Annotated in this window: 7 protein-coding genes; 3 read left to right on the top strand and 4 right to left on the bottom strand. The window is 71.3% G+C overall.

Annotated elements, in window-relative coordinates:
* Nucleotides 1-17 precede the first annotated feature (17 nt).
* On the bottom strand, nt 18-1,661 hold the full coding sequence (locus ACZ4AA_RS32770; protein WP_467610822.1) for a GMC oxidoreductase: 1,644 nt from the start codon (nt 1,659-1,661) through the stop codon (nt 18-20).
* 250 nt (nt 1,662-1,911) lie between these two features.
* On the opposite strand from ACZ4AA_RS32770, the gene kstD reads away from it, so the two are divergent.
* Nucleotides 1,912-3,714: a 3-oxosteroid 1-dehydrogenase gene (kstD, locus tag ACZ4AA_RS32765; protein ID WP_467610820.1), complete on the top strand. Its 1,803-nt coding sequence runs from the start codon at nt 1,912-1,914 to the stop codon at nt 3,712-3,714.
* A 10-nt stretch (nt 3,715-3,724) separates the two neighbouring features.
* On the opposite strand, the gene ACZ4AA_RS32760 is transcribed toward kstD, so the two are convergent.
* Nucleotides 3,725-4,900 carry a PP2C family protein-serine/threonine phosphatase gene (locus tag ACZ4AA_RS32760; protein ID WP_467610818.1) on the bottom strand — a complete coding sequence of 392 codons (1,176 nt, stop codon included), beginning with the start codon at nt 4,898-4,900 and terminating at the stop codon, nt 3,725-3,727.
* 233 nt (nt 4,901-5,133) lie between these two features.
* On the opposite strand from ACZ4AA_RS32760, the gene ACZ4AA_RS32755 reads away from it, so the two are divergent.
* The gene (locus ACZ4AA_RS32755) at nt 5,134-5,991 is read left to right on the top strand and encodes a DMT family transporter (RefSeq protein WP_467610816.1); all 858 of its coding nucleotides are present in this window, start codon (nt 5,134-5,136) and stop codon (nt 5,989-5,991) included.
* A gap of 127 nt (nt 5,992-6,118) precedes the next feature.
* Nucleotides 6,119-6,838: an HAD family hydrolase gene (locus tag ACZ4AA_RS32750; protein ID WP_467610814.1), complete on the top strand. Its 720-nt coding sequence runs from the start codon at nt 6,119-6,121 to the stop codon at nt 6,836-6,838.
* 183 nt (nt 6,839-7,021) lie between these two features.
* On the opposite strand, the gene ACZ4AA_RS32745 is transcribed toward ACZ4AA_RS32750, so the two are convergent.
* The gene (locus ACZ4AA_RS32745; RefSeq protein WP_467610812.1) at nt 7,022-9,439 is read right to left on the bottom strand and encodes a SpoIIE family protein phosphatase; all 2,418 of its coding nucleotides are present in this window, start codon (nt 9,437-9,439) and stop codon (nt 7,022-7,024) included.
* 102 nt (nt 9,440-9,541) lie between these two features.
* Entirely contained in the window at nt 9,542-13,819 is a 4,278-nt protein-coding gene (locus ACZ4AA_RS32740) for a HAMP domain-containing protein (protein ID WP_467610810.1), read from the bottom strand.
* Nucleotides 13,820-13,985 lie beyond the last annotated feature (166 nt).

The following is a 13,985-nucleotide window of genomic DNA, read 5'->3' as shown; positions in this document are numbered from 1 at the left end:
GCTCCCACGGACAGGCCCTAGAGGTCGACGGCGATGATGTTCTCGATGTTGCGTTCGGCGAGGGCGGTGATGGTGACGAAGGGATTGACGCTGGTGTTGCCGGGAATCAGCGCGCCGTCGATGACGTATAGGCCCGAATAGCCCTGGAGGCGGCCGTAGTTGTCGGTGGCCTTGTTGAGCACGGCGCCGCCGAGCGGGTGGTAGGTGAGATGGTCGCCCCAGATCTTGTACACGCCGAACAGATCGCTCCGGTAGATCGTCCCCTCCTTCGCGTTGATCTTGTCGAAGATCGTCTTCGCCATGGTGATGGCGGGCTGCTTCCAGGCGGTCTGCCAGTTGAGGCCGACGGAGCCGGTGGAGGCGTTCCAGGAGAACTGGGCGCGGTTGGGGTTCTTGGTGATGGACAGATAGAACGAGGCCCAGGTCTCGATGCCGGTGGGCAGCGGTGCGACCTCGGCGAAGGCGCCGCCCGCCGTCCAGTTGTCGATGCCGCCGCAGGGGATGCTGGCCTGGAGCGAGCCGGTCGGATCCCAGATCTGGTTCGCCCGGCCGCACATGACGTTGCCGTTGTCGCCCCAGCCCTGGCCGATCTCGCCGTTCAGGGCGGGCAGGGCGCCGGTCGCCTTCAGTGTGACCAGGAGCTTGCTGGTTCCCACGCTCCCGGCCGCGAAGAACACGCGGTCCGCGGTCACCGCCTTGGAGACCGTGGTGTCGCCGTTGGTGTTGAGCTGGTCGATCAGGACCTGGTAGCCGCCACCGGAGGCGGGCGCGACCGAAGTGACCTTGTGCAGCGGTGAGATGGTGACCCGGCCGGTGGCACTGGCCTGGGCCAGGTACGTCTTCTGGAGCGACTTCTTGCCGTAGTTGTTGCCGTAGAGGATCTCCCCGGCGAGGGCCGACTTGGGGACGGTGCCCGCGGCCTCCTGCTTCATGTAGTCCCAGTCGTACACGTCGGGCACGAAGACGAAGGGGAATCCGGAGCGCTGGGCCTGCTTACGGCCGACCCGTGCGTACTGGTAGGCGTCGGTGGTGTCGAACCAGGCCGGGTCGATGAGCCCCGTGCCGAGCGTGGCGTTGGCGCGCGGATAGTAGGTCGCGTACATCTCGTCGGCGTTCACCGACGGGAGGATGGCGCCGAAGTTCTCCCGCTTCGGGGTGACCGCCATGCCTCCGTTGACCAGGGAGCCGCCGCCGACGCCGCGACCCTGGTACACGATGATCTGGCCCATGTCCTCGGCGTCCAGGATCCCCGTGTAGCGGGGGATGTCCTTGTCGATCGGGAAGCCGAGGAAGTTGCTGAGAGGCTGCTTGGTCCTGGTGCGCAGCCAGTACGAACGCTGGTCGGGGCTGGTCGTGTTGGCGAAGATCTTGCCGTCCGAGCCCGGGGTGTCCCAGGCCATGCCCATCTCGACCATCTGCACGTCGACGCCCGCCTGGGCGAGCCGCAGGGCCGCGACGGAGCCGCCGTATCCGGTGCCGATCACGAGGACGGGGACGTGCGCTCCGGAAGGGATCGATGTGGCCGCCGTGGCGATCCGGGCGGGGGCCGCGACGGCGCGGCCGGCCAGGCTGACTGCTCCAAGAATAGAACCTGTTCCAGCTATGAATCGTCGGCGCGAGACACCTCTGGAATCCTTTTCGGGCTGGTGGTTGTCACCCACGTGACACTCCTCACTCTAGACGAGTGGGAACAGGTTCTACTGTTACCGGCTTGTCAAGTCACTACATACCGGTTGGTAACTTCTGTCCGATCTTGGGGTGATCGGCGCGCTCTGGCCGACTTGCCCTTGACTTCACAAGACCCTCGCGCGACATTTCTGACGCTGCATCAGAATCGGTACGACGGGGGCCAGTCGGCTCCCGGATCAACGGAACGCCTCCCCGTCCCCCGCCCTGCTGGAGAGCCCTGCCATGTCCCCGAGCGCGGACCCCGCCCTCCCGCACGACCCCGCCCCGGCCCCCGGCCCGTCACGGCGCAGGGTGCTCGGTACGGCCACGGGCGCCGCGGTCGCGCTGGCCGCGGGCGTCACCGCGACCGCGAGCTCCGCCGCGGCGGCCGACCTGCCTCTGCTCGGCACGTACGACGTCGTCGTGGTCGGCTCGGGCGCCGCCGGGATGACCGCGGCCCTGACCGCGGCGAAACGGGGACTGAGCTGCGTCGTCCTGGAGAAGGCGCCCACCTTCGGCGGCTCCGCTGCCCGTTCAGGCGCGGGCATCTGGATACCCAACAACCCGGTGATCCTCGCCGCGGGCGTCCCCGACACCCCGTCGAAGGCCGCCGCCTACCTCGCCGCCATGGTCGGACCGGACGTCTCCGCCGACCGGCAGCGGGCCTTCCTCGGCCACGGACCGGCCATGATCTCCTTCGTCCTGGCCAACAGCCCCTTGCGCTTCCGCTGGATGGAGGGCTACAGCGACTACTACCCGGAACTCCCCGGGGGCCTTCCCGGCGGACGCTCCATGGAGCCCGATCAACTCGACGGCACCGTCCTCGGGGCCGAACTCGACCGTCTGAACCCGCCGTACATGGCCGTCCCGGCCGGCATGGTCGTCTTCAGCGCCGACTACAAGTGGCTCACCCTCGCGGCCGTGAGCGTGAAGGGCGCGGCCGTCGCCACCGAGTGCCTGGCCCGCGGCACCAAGGCGGCGCTGCTCGGCCAGAAACCGCTGACGATGGGCCAGTCGCTCGCCGCCGGGCTGCGCGCGGGCCTGCTCGCCGCACAGGTCCCGGTGTGGCTGAACACCCCGCTGACCGACCTGTACACGGAGAACGGCACGGTCACCGGCGCGGTGGTCACCCGCGACGGCGCCGCCGGCCTGGTCAGGGGCCGGCGCGGGGTCATCGTCGGCTCCGGCGGCTTCGAGCACAACGCGGCCCTGCGCGCCGAGTTCCAGCGGCAGCCCATCGGGACCGCCTGGACGGTGGGCGCCAAGGAGAACACCGGCGACGGCATCCAGGCCGGCAGAAGGGCGGGGGCGGCGCTCGACCTCATGGACGACGCCTGGTGGGGCCCGGCCGTCCCGCTGCCGGGCGAGCCCTACTTCTGCCTCGCCGAACGCACCCTGCCCGGCGGCCTGCTGGTCAACGCCGCCGGCGCGCGCTTCGTCAACGAGGCCGGACCCTACAGCGACGTCGTGCACACCATGTACGACCGCGACCCGAGCGCTCCGGACATCCCGGCGTGGCTGGTCGTCGACCAGAACTACCGCAACCGCTATCTGTTCAAGGACGTCGCGCCGACCTTCCCGTTCCCCGACTCCTGGTACTCGTCAGGAGCCGCGTACAAGGAGTGGACCCTGGACGCCCTCGCCGGGCGGATCGGTGTCCCCGCCGCCGCCCTGCGCACCACCGTCAGCCGCTTCAACAGTCTGGCCCTGAGCGGCAAGGACACCGACTTCCACCGCGGCGACAGCGCCTACGACCACTACTACACGGACCCCGCGGTCCTCCCGAACTCCTGCCTCGCCCCTCTGTGGCTGCCCCCGTTCCACGCCTTCCGGATCGTCCCGGGCGACCTCGGCACCAAGGGCGGCCTGCGCACCGACGCCCGCGCCCGCGTCCTGCGCCCGGACGGCACCGTGATCCCCGGCCTGTACGCGGCGGGCAACGCCAGCGCGGCCGTCATGGGCCACAGCTACGCGGGAGCGGGTTCGACGATCGGTCCCGCGATGACGTTCGGGTACATCGCGGCCCTCGACATCGCGGCGAGCTGACGGAGGACGCTCAGCTGTCGCTGTCGCTGTCGCTGCCGCTGCCGCTGCCGCTGCCGGTGTCCTGGCCCCGGTCGTCCCGGTCTTCCTGGCCGTCGCGGAACTGTGGCGACAGGACCAGGATGGACACGTCGTCGCGGATCGAGGGGCAGAACCGGACGAGGTCCTCCCACACCCGGTCGATCAGCGCGTCGGAGGGCTCCTCGGCGAATGCGGCCAGCCGGTCGGACAGCGGATAGAACGCGCCCGTCGTGTCCCGGCTCTCGCTCACGCCGTCCGAGGCCATGAACAGCCGGTCGCCCGGTTCCAGCTCGACGGTGCGCCCCTTCGGCGGGGACAGCTCGAAGAACCCCAGCCCCACCGGGGACCCCGGCTCGACGTCGAGTTCCAGGACCTTCGCACCGCGCAGGAGCAGCGGCGTGGGAGCCCCGCAGGACACCAGCCGCACCGTACCGGTCCCGGGAGCGAACTCCAGGAGCAGCGCGGTGGCGAACAGTTCGGCGTGATCGACCGACGAGGAGTCCACCACCAGCCTGCGGTCGAGCCGGGCCGCGGCGGCCTCCAGATCACTCTGGTCGAGCACCGTCTCCCGGAACGCCCCGAGCAGCGAGGCGACCGTTCCCACGGCGGACAGCCCGTGCCCCTGTACGTCACCCATCAGGGCCCGGACCCCGTACGGCCCGTCACGCACGTCGAAGAAGTCACCGCCGACCAGGGTCTCCTGCTGCGCGGGCCGGTACAGCCCGGTGCAGCGGACCGTGCCGACACGGTCGGGCAACGGTGGCAGCACGGCGAGCTGAGCGGCCTCCGCCACCGAGCGCACGGTGACCAGATGCGCGTCCCTGCGGCTGCGGACGAGGGCCACGAACACGCTGAGCACGGCGATGAAGCTGATGGTGAGCAGATCCGCGTTGCCCGGATGGTTGAGCTGGAGGGCGGGGACGTTGAGCAGGACCACGACGACCACGCCGAAGGCGGCCGTGGCCAGGGGCCCGTAGGAGAGAACGGCCAGCGACGGGATGGCGCCCAGGATGAAGCCTATGTCCAGGGGCGCACTGCTCACGAGCTCGCCCACGCACACGCCGATCAGCAGGAGGGGCGGGAGCAGCCGTACCCAGCGCGGAGGGGGCGAGCCGCGCAGCCATCCCAGGCGGTCGTCCCGCTGACCGGGCGCGGCCTTCGTGCCCATCGCACTCCTCCCTTTGGCACCACGCTCCTCCCTTCGCCGTCGTCGCGCATTTTGATCGGCTCGGGGACGGGGCGGGGCCGGTGCGAGCAGGGCGGAGCCCCGTCATCACGGGGATGAGATGACGGGGCTCCAACCGTGCAGGTGCCCCGCCGCAGGCGTTCCATCCCACCGTGACCCGTACGGTCGGCGGCTCGCCGGAGGCCCGGACCCCCGTTCCGGGGCATGGTGGAGGGGTGACAGGACTGGCCGTGCTGTTCGCCCTCATCGGGGCCGCCAGCAATGCGGCGGGCACGGCGTTCCAGCGCAAGGCGGCCCGCCGCCTCACCGAAGGCGGCGGACTGCGGCTCATCGTCCGGCTGGCCCGGCAGCCGGCCTGGCTCATCGGTATCGGCGGGGTGATCGGCGCGGCGCTCTTCCAGGCCCTCGCGCTGGCGAACGGGCCCCTGTCACTGGTGCAGCCCCTGTTCATCCTGGAGCTGCCCTTCGCCCTGATGATCGCCGTCCCGCTGCTGCACCGCCGACTGTCGCGCGCGGCGTGGCAGGCCGTCGCCGGTGTCGTGGCCGGTCTCGGTGTCGTCCTGCTGTCGGCCGCTCCCTCGGGAGCGCGGGCCGACGCCCCCATGGAACGCTGGATCCCGGCACTGGTCCTGTGCCTGGGGGCGGTGGCCGTCGCGGTCGCCGTCGCCCGTCCCGGCCGCCCGCCGCTCTTCCGCGCCGCGGTGCTGGGCACCGCCTCGGCGATCAGCAACGCGCTGACCGCCGCCCTGCTCAAGTCGGCCGTGGGCACGCTCAAGGGCGAAGGGTTCGCCGCCTTCCTCGGCGCGTGGCAGACGTACGGATTCGCCCTGACCGGGATCACCGCGGTCCTGCTCCTGGAGAACGCCCTCCAGGCCGGCCCGCTGGCCGCCTCGCAGCCCGCGCTGACCATCGGCGACGCGACACTCAGCCTGGTGCTCGGCGTCACGCTGTTCGGCGAGACCGTCCGTACGGGCTGGTGGCTGCTCCCCGAACTGATCGGCGCCGGGCTGGTCCTGTGGGGCGTCCTGAGGCTGACCCGCGTCGTGCCCCATCTCGCGGACATGGCCCACTGAAGACCGCGGACACGCCCAGGCAGTGGCCGGGAGTTCGCGTCTGCCCGAAGACGCCGAACGGCCGGACGGACCATGGCGCCACTGGCCGACACTCGCTCGATTGGTGACGGCCGGGACTGGACAGACCATGGTGGTGACGAGTCGGATCGAGAACGTTCGGGAACTGGTCGCGCGGACGCGGTACGTCGTGTTCGGCTTCGACGGTCCGATCTGTCAGCTGTTCTCCGGCCCCTCGGCGACGGCCGCCGTGCGGGCCCGGCCGGACCGGCTGGCGGAACCGGACCTGCGCGCGGTGCTCACCGAGGTGCAGAGCGGCCGCACGGACCCCTACCCCGCCCTGACCGAGGCGGCCGGCCGGCATCCCGGTGGCGAGGCCGCCGCCCGGCTCGACGAGTGGCTCACCCGGGCCGAGCTGGAGGCGGTGCGCACCGCGATGCCGACGCCGTACGCGGACCCGCTGATCCACACCTGGGCGGCGGTCGGCGCGAGGCTCGCCGTGGCGACGGACACCTCGGCCCGGGCCGTCACCTCGTACCTGAACGGGCGAGGACTCACCGCACGCTTCGGCCCGTACGTATTCGGCCGCGCCCCGGACCCGGGAACGCCCGAGCCCCGCCCCGCGGTCCTGGAACGGGCCCTGAGCGCCATGGGAGCAGAACCGGACGCCTCGCTGATGATCGGCGGCACTCCCGCGGACCACGCGGCGGCGCTCCGGTCCGGGATCCGCTTCCTCGGCTACGCCCGCCGTCCCGCCCGGGCGCGGGCGCTGGAGGAGGCGGGCGTCCCCGCGCCCCGCGTCACGGACTCCCTGGAGCCGCTCCTGCGGGCCCTGCGAGAACGTTCCTGAGCCGATCGCTCCGCCATCCGAGGGGAAAACCGGCCGGAAACCCGTGTGCATGCATCGCCGGGACCGGGGCACCAGCATTCTGGGACAGCTCGGGAAGCTACCCCCCTGGCGAAGCCCGAGCTGTACGGCCCCGCAGGCAGTCACTCCCCCCGGCTGCCCGCGGGGCCGCATCCTTTTTCCGCCCTACTCCACCCGGATACCGACGATGCAGGTGTCGTCGTCCGTGTCGGACCTGCTGTAGGTCAGCAGCCGGTCGAGCTGGTGGTCCAGCGTCCCCGACGTCGACCGGGCCGCGTTGAGCAGCTGGCGCAGCGACACCTCCAGCGAACGGTCCCGCCGTTCGATCAGGCCGTCGGTGTACATCAGCAGCGTGTCGGAGACCTCCAGCTGCACCTCGTCCTCCTCGAACACCGCCTCGGGGACCGCGCCGAGGAGGATGCCCTTGAGGAGCGGCAGCGGGTTGGAGTCCGCGTCACGGACCAGAACGGGCGGCAGATGGCCGGCCCTCGCCCAGCGCAGCACACGGCGGCGCGGATCGTAGATCCCGCAGACCGCGGTGGCGGTGATCCCGCCCGTCAGATGGTGCGCCACGATGTTGAGCCAGGACAGCAACTGTCCGGGCCCGGCACCCGTCACGGCGAGTCCGCGCAGCGCATTGCGCAGCACCACCATGCTGGTCGCCGCCTCGATCCCGTGACCCGCCACGTCGCCGACACACAGCAGCACCAGTCCTGAGGACAGCACGACGGCGTCGTACCAGTCGCCCCCGACGAGCTGCTCGGTCTCCGCCGGCCGGTAACGCACCGCCACGTCGAGACCGGGCGCGCGCAGCGGCGCGTGGGCCGGCGGCATGATCGCGTGCTGGAGCTGGAGGGTCAGCCGGTTCCGCTCGTGCGCCTGCTGTTCGGTGTGCGCCAGCTGATCGCGGGTGACGGCGAGCGCCACCTCGGTCCAGTGCTGCGCCGAGATGTCCTGATAGGCCCCGCGGACCGTGAACAGCCGGTCGTCGGCGTCCAGCACCGGCTCGGCCACCACACGGATGTGCCGGGTCACGCCGTCGGGACGCTGTAGCCGGAACGCGGCCGTGGCCGGCCGGCGGTGGTGCAGGACCGTGCGCAGGAAGCGGCCGATGGTGACGGCGTCGTCGGGATGGGCGTGCGCGGCCAGCTCCTCCAGCGGGACCGCGGCACCCGAGGAGGAGCGGCCGTACAGATCGAAGAGCGTCTTGTTCCAGACGGTCTCGCCGGTCAGCAGGTTCTCCTCGAAACCGCCGATCCTGCCGAGCCGCTGGGCGTGCTGGAGCAGACTCGCCAGCCGCGCGGTCTCGTCCTCTATGCGCCAGATGAGCAGCACGGTCCCGCCGTGCCGGCTGATGTTGATGTCGGCCACGGCCGACAGCCGCACCTGGTCGACCAGCGCCGTCAGATCCATGCGCCGCGCCCGGAAGGCCTCCCCGGTGGCGTAGACCCGCTCGACGCACGGGAACAGACCGCTGTCCCCGGCGGCCAGCGGATAGGCCTCCAGCAGCAGCGCCCCTTGGACGGTGCCGCGCGGCCGGCCGGCCGGGTCGAGGAAGCGCCCGTTGACATGGCGGATGCGGAAGTCGGCGAGCCGCCCCTGGTCGTCCAGCTCGGGCACCAGGACCAGGGCCGGATCGTGCAGCCCGTCCACCAGGTCGATCAGTTCGCAGACGTCGGCCGTGCCCCGTACGTCCGGGCAGTCGCCCGGCAGCGCGTGGGTCTCCAGCGTGTGCGAGCACAGTTCGGCCAGCGCCTCGACCTGACGGACCACCTGAGGCGGCTGAGGTCCGAGGGCGGAGGGCCAGGCGATCTCCAGGACGCCGTGGATGCGGCCCCCGGACCCGGCCGGTACGGCGACCCGTCCCCCGTCCGGGTGTTCCGCGTGCCCGATGGACGGCAGCCCGGTGCCCGAGAGCGAGCCCGCCCACTGCGCCGTACGGTCGGACAGCGCACGGCGTGCCATCGTGGCCACGCCCGGCGGGACGTAACGCCAGCGCCGTGCCTCGGCCGCCGAGAACCCGGCGCTGCCCGCCAGGGAGAGCGAACCGTCCGCGTCCGCGGCCCAGATGGCCACCGCGACCGCGCCGAGCGGGGTCAGCGCGTGCTGGAGCAGGGAGTCGGCCACCGCCTGGGTGTCGCCGGCCGCCAGCGCGCCGCTCTCGGCCGCGCGCAGCCGCACGGCGGGAGCGTCCTGCTTCGGCGCGTGCTCCGCCGTGGCCGAGAGGAAGGTGCTGGTCACCTCCGAAAGCCGGTCGTGCGCCGCCTGGTTGATGATCTCGACCGCGAGCTGGAGCTGCGGCACCTTGGCCTGCTCGGCCAGCTCGGTGAGCTGGCGGGCGGCCTGCGCCGGTCCGCAGCCGAGCCGCTCGACCAGGATGCCCTTGGCCAGCTCGATCAGGGCCCGCCCGTCGGCCTCCGCCTGGGCGGCCCGCACCTCGCGGCGCAGCCGGTCGACGGTCGCCGCCAGCCGGCCCACCGGAGACGTCGGGGGCACCCCGGGGCGGTCGCCGGTCGGCCCGGCGTCCGTGACGTCGTCCGTGGGACCGGGGACGTCGGGTCCGGTTGACTCGGGACTGTTCATCGTGCGGCCGCTCCTCGGCGGCGGCCCCGGGCGGGGCGGGGGAGAGGCGGCAGCGGCGGACGGCCCGCCGCACGGCCGGGGCGGAGGGGACCGGGCGTCATCTCACTCCCCGAGCCAGCGTCGGACGCACGCGATGAGGTCGTCGGTGTCGACCGGCTTGGTGACATGGTCGCTCGCACCCGACAGCAGGCTCTTCTCCCGGTCGCCCGGCATGGCCTTCGCGGTCACCGCGATGATCGGCAGATCGGCGTACCGGGGCATCTTGCGGATCTCGGCGGTCGCGGTGTACCCGTCCATCTCGGGCATCATCACGTCCATCAGGATCAGCGCGACCTCGGGCCGGCTCAGCAGTGTCTCGATGCCCTTCCTGCCGTTCTCCGCGTGCAGCACCTGGAAACCGTGCAGCTCCAGAATCCCGCTCAGCGCGAAGAGGTTGCGGGCGTCGTCGTCGACGACGAGCACCGTACGGCCCTGGAAGGCGCTGTCGATCGGGCGTGCGGGCCGGCTCCTGGCCTCCTCGGCCCGGACCAGCGGCACCACGTCGCCCGGCTGGTCCGCGGACAGATGCAGCGCGATCCGCTCGCGCAACTCGTCCAGACTGGACAGGAATTCCAGCGACCGTGCGCCCGAGCGGGTCTGGAGGGCCTGCTCCTGCGCGAGATCGACACGGCTGCCGTTGTGGATGAGGACCGGCACGCTCGCCAGGGCCGAGTCGCCCTCCACCGCTTCGAGGAACCGGGCCGACTCGCCCTCGGGCATGCCGAGTTCGAGGACGACACAGTGCCACGGCTCCACGGCCAGGGCGCTCGCCGCCTCCTGCGCCCCGACGACGGTGACGACGTCGACGCTCTCGCGCGCGTCACCCTCGTCCCGGCTGCGCGCCACGTCCCCGACCGCGCTCTCGGCCACCAGCGTCAGCAGCCCCCGCGGCCGTTCCTCGACGACCAGGAGCCGCCGTCGCCGCTGGCGGGGCAGACCGATCGAACCGTGGACGCCGTTCCGCGGTTCCGTGCGCGCCGCCGCGCCCTCGTCCGGCGCGGTCTCGGACGGGCGCCCGCCGGCCAGCAGTTCCTCGAACTCGGGCCGGGCGACCGGGAGGAAGAGCGTGAACGTACTGCCCTGCCCGGGGGTGCTGTCGACGGTCACCGCCCCGCCGAGCAGATGCGCGATCTCCCGGGTGATGGACAGACCCAGGCCCGTGCCGCCGTACTTGCGGCTCGTGGTGCCGTCGGCCTGCTGGAAGGCACCGAAGATGGTCTCCAGCTGCTGTTCCGGGATGCCGATACCGGTGTCCTTGACCCGGAAGGCCGCGACCGTGCCGCCACGCCGTACACCCGCGGGGATCTCCTGGCGGGCCGCCGGTTCGATGCGCAACTCGACCCGGCCCTGCTCGGTGAACTTGACCGCGTTCGACAGCAGGTTGCGCAGCACCTGCCGCAGCCGGGAGTCGTCCGTGAGCAGGTCGACCGGGGCCCCCGGAGCCGTGCTGACGGTGAACTCCAGGCTCTTCTGCGAGGTCATGGGCCGGAAGGTCGCCTCGACGTACTCCAGCAGCTGCCGCAGCGGGACCCGTTCGGGGGTCACGTCCATCTTGCCGGCCTCGACCTTGGACAGGTCGAGGATGTCGTTGATCAGCTGAAGCAGGTCGGAGCCCGCGGAGTGGATGATGCCCGCGTACTCGACCTGCTTGGGCGTGAGATTGCGCGAGGGGTTCTGCGCCAGCAACTGGGCCAGGATCAGCAGGCTGTTGAGCGGGGTCCGCAGCTCATGGCTCATGTTGGCCAGGAACTCCGACTTGTACTTGGAGGCCAGCGACAACTGCTGCGCCCGCGCCTCCAGTTCCTGCCGGGCCTGCTCGATCTGGAGGTTCTTCGCCTCGATGTCACGGTTCTGGGTGGCGAGCAGCGAGGCCTTGTCCTCCAGCTCGGCGTTGGAGCGCTGGAGTTCGTCCTGCTGGACCTGCAACTCCTCGGAGCGTGCCTGGAGTTCGGCGGTCAGACGTTGCGACTCGCCCAGCAGCTCATCGGTGCGGGCGTTGGCCACGATGGTGCTGACGTTGACGCCGATGGTCTCCATCAGCTGTTCCAGGAAGGTCCGGTGCCCCTGCTTGAACCGCGTCACCGAGGCGAGTTCGATGACACCGAGCACCTGCTCCTCGACGACGATGGGCAGGACGACCAGCGCCGTGGGCGCGGTCCCGCCGAGACCCGAGGAGATGGTGACGTAGCCCGGGGGTACGTCGTCCACGGTGATCGCCCGGCGGCTTCGGGCGGCCTGCCCGACGAGCGAGCGGCCGAGCGGGATACGGGTGGGACGGCCGTCCTCGTCGGGATAGCCGTAGGACCCGACCAGCCTCAGCTCCGTGCCCTTCGCCGTCTCCTCGGCGAGGTAGAAGGCGCCGTACTGGGCGGTGACCAGCGGGGTGAGCTCGTCCATGATGAGGTCGGCCACCACGTCCAGGTCGCGGTACCCCTGCATCAGTCCGGAGATCCGGGCCAGGTTCGTCTTGAGCCAGTCCTGCTCCTGGTTGGCGCGCGTGGTCTCCCGCAGCGACTCCACCATGGAGTTGATGTTGTCCTTCAGGTCGGCGACCTCGCCCGAGGCCTCGACCGTGATGGACCGGGTCAGGTCGCCCTCGGCCACGGCACCGGTGACCTCGGCGATCGCGCGGACCTGACGGGTGAGGTTGCCGGCCAGTTCGTTCACGTTCTCGGTCAGCCGCTTCCAGGTGCCCGAGACACCCTCCACCTCGGCCTGGCCGCCGAGCCTGCCCTCGCTGCCGACCTCGCGGGCGACGCGGGTGACCTCGGCGGCGAAGGCGGAGAGCTGGTCGACCATGGTGTTGATGGTCGTCTTGAGTTCGAGGATCTCGCCGCGGGCGTCGACGTCGATCTTCTTGGACAGGTCGCCCTTGGCCACCGCCGTCGTCACCAGGGCGATGTTGCGGACCTGCCCGGTGAGGTTGTTGGCCATCGAGTTGACGTTGTCGGTGAGGTCCTTCCAGGTGCCCGCCACATTGGGCACGTGGGCCTGGCCGCCGAGCCGTCCCTCGGTGCCGACCTCGCGGGCGACGCGGGTGACCTCGTCGGCGAACGCGGACAGCGTGTCCACCATCGTGTTGATGACGTCGGCCAGAGCGGCGACCTCGCCCTTCGCCTCCACGGTGATCTTCTGCGACAGGTCGCCGCGGGCCACCGCTGTCGCCACCTGGGCGATGGAGCGGACCTGACCGGTCAGGTTGGACGCCATCACGTTGACGTTGTCGGTGAGGTCCTTCCAGGTGCCCGACACTCCCCGCACCGTGGCCTGCCCGCCCAGGTTGCCCGCCGTGCCGACCTCGCGGGCGACGCGGGTGACCTCGTCGGCGAACGCCGAGAGCTGCTCGACCATCGTGTTGATGGTCTCCTTGAGCTCCAGGATCTCGCCCCGGGCGTCCACGGTGATCTTCTGCGACAGGTCGCCCTTGGCCACGGCGGTGGCCACCTGGGCGATGGAGCGGACCTGGGCGGTGAGGTTGCCCGCCATGAAGTTCACCGAGTCGGTGAGGTCACGCCAGGTGCCCTTGACGCCCTTCACGTCGGCCTGGCCGCCGAGGCGCCCGTCGGTGCCGACCTCGCGGGCGACGCGGGTGACCTCGTCGGCGAACGCGGAGAGCTGGTCGACCATCGTGTTGATGGTGTTCTTCAGTTCCAGGATCTCGCCGCGGGCGTCCACGGTGATCTTCTGCGAGAGATCGCCCTGGGCCACCGCCGTGGTCACCTGGGCCACGTTGCGGACCTGGGCGGTGAGGTTGCCCGCCATGAAGTTCACCGAGTCGGTGAGATCACGCCAGACGCCACCGACCCCGGGAACCTGGGCCTGGCCGCCGAGGCGTCCGTCGGTGCCCACCTCGCGGGCGACACGGGTGACCTCGTCGGCGAACGCGGAGAGCTGGTCGACCATCGTGTTGACGGTCTCCTTCAGCTGAAGGATCTCGCCGCGCGCGGGCACGTCGATCTTCTGCGAGAGATCGCCCTTGGCGACCGCCGTGGCCACCTGCGCGATGTCACGGACCTGGGTGGTGAGATTTCCCGCCATGGCGTTGACGGAGTCGGTGAGGTCGGCCCAGGTGCCCGAGACGCCCGGTACCTCCGCCTGGCCGCCGAGCGTGCCCTCCGTGCCCACCTCGCGGGCCACCCGGGTCACTTCCGAGGTGAACACCGACAGCTGGTCGACCATGCCGTTGAAGACGGTGGCGATGTCCCCCAGCAGACCGCCGGCCTCGTCGGGGAGCCGGGTGCCGAAATCGCCGTCGCGCACCGCGGTGAGGCCGGCCAGCAGTTGCCGCAGCTCCTGCTCGTCCGGCGTCCGTACGGACGTCCCGCTCGCTGCCCTGGTCATGGCCACCCTCGTTCCGCTCCCCTGGAGTCCCGTGACACGGAACTCGGAACCGCACCGGGCCCCTGGGCGGTCCCCCGCCCGCCCGTGGAATTCCCGCAGATCACGGGACGTCCCATCAAGAAAATACGCCGCAGGCTAACCCAGACGACCGGGACGGAACAAAGTG

The sequence above is a fragment of the Streptomyces sp. NPDC024698 genome, assembly GCF_055559015.1.
Note: the sequence above shows the minus strand (reverse complement) of the source record. Positions and strands in the feature narration are given on the sequence as shown.

Coding starts and splice junctions, on each gene's coding strand:
- ACZ4AA_RS32745 (WP_467610812.1), bottom strand. CDS start 9,439: ATGAACAGTCCCGAGTCAACCGGACCCGACGTCCCCGGTCCCACGGAC.
- ACZ4AA_RS32740 (WP_467610810.1), bottom strand. CDS start 13,819: ATGACCAGGGCAGCGAGCGGGACGTCCGTACGGACGCCGGACGAGCAG.
- ACZ4AA_RS32760 (WP_467610818.1), bottom strand. CDS start 4,900: ATGGGCACGAAGGCCGCGCCCGGTCAGCGGGACGACCGCCTGGGATGG.
- ACZ4AA_RS32750 (WP_467610814.1), top strand. CDS start 6,119: ATGGTGGTGACGAGTCGGATCGAGAACGTTCGGGAACTGGTCGCGCGG.
- kstD (WP_467610820.1), top strand. CDS start 1,912: ATGTCCCCGAGCGCGGACCCCGCCCTCCCGCACGACCCCGCCCCGGCC.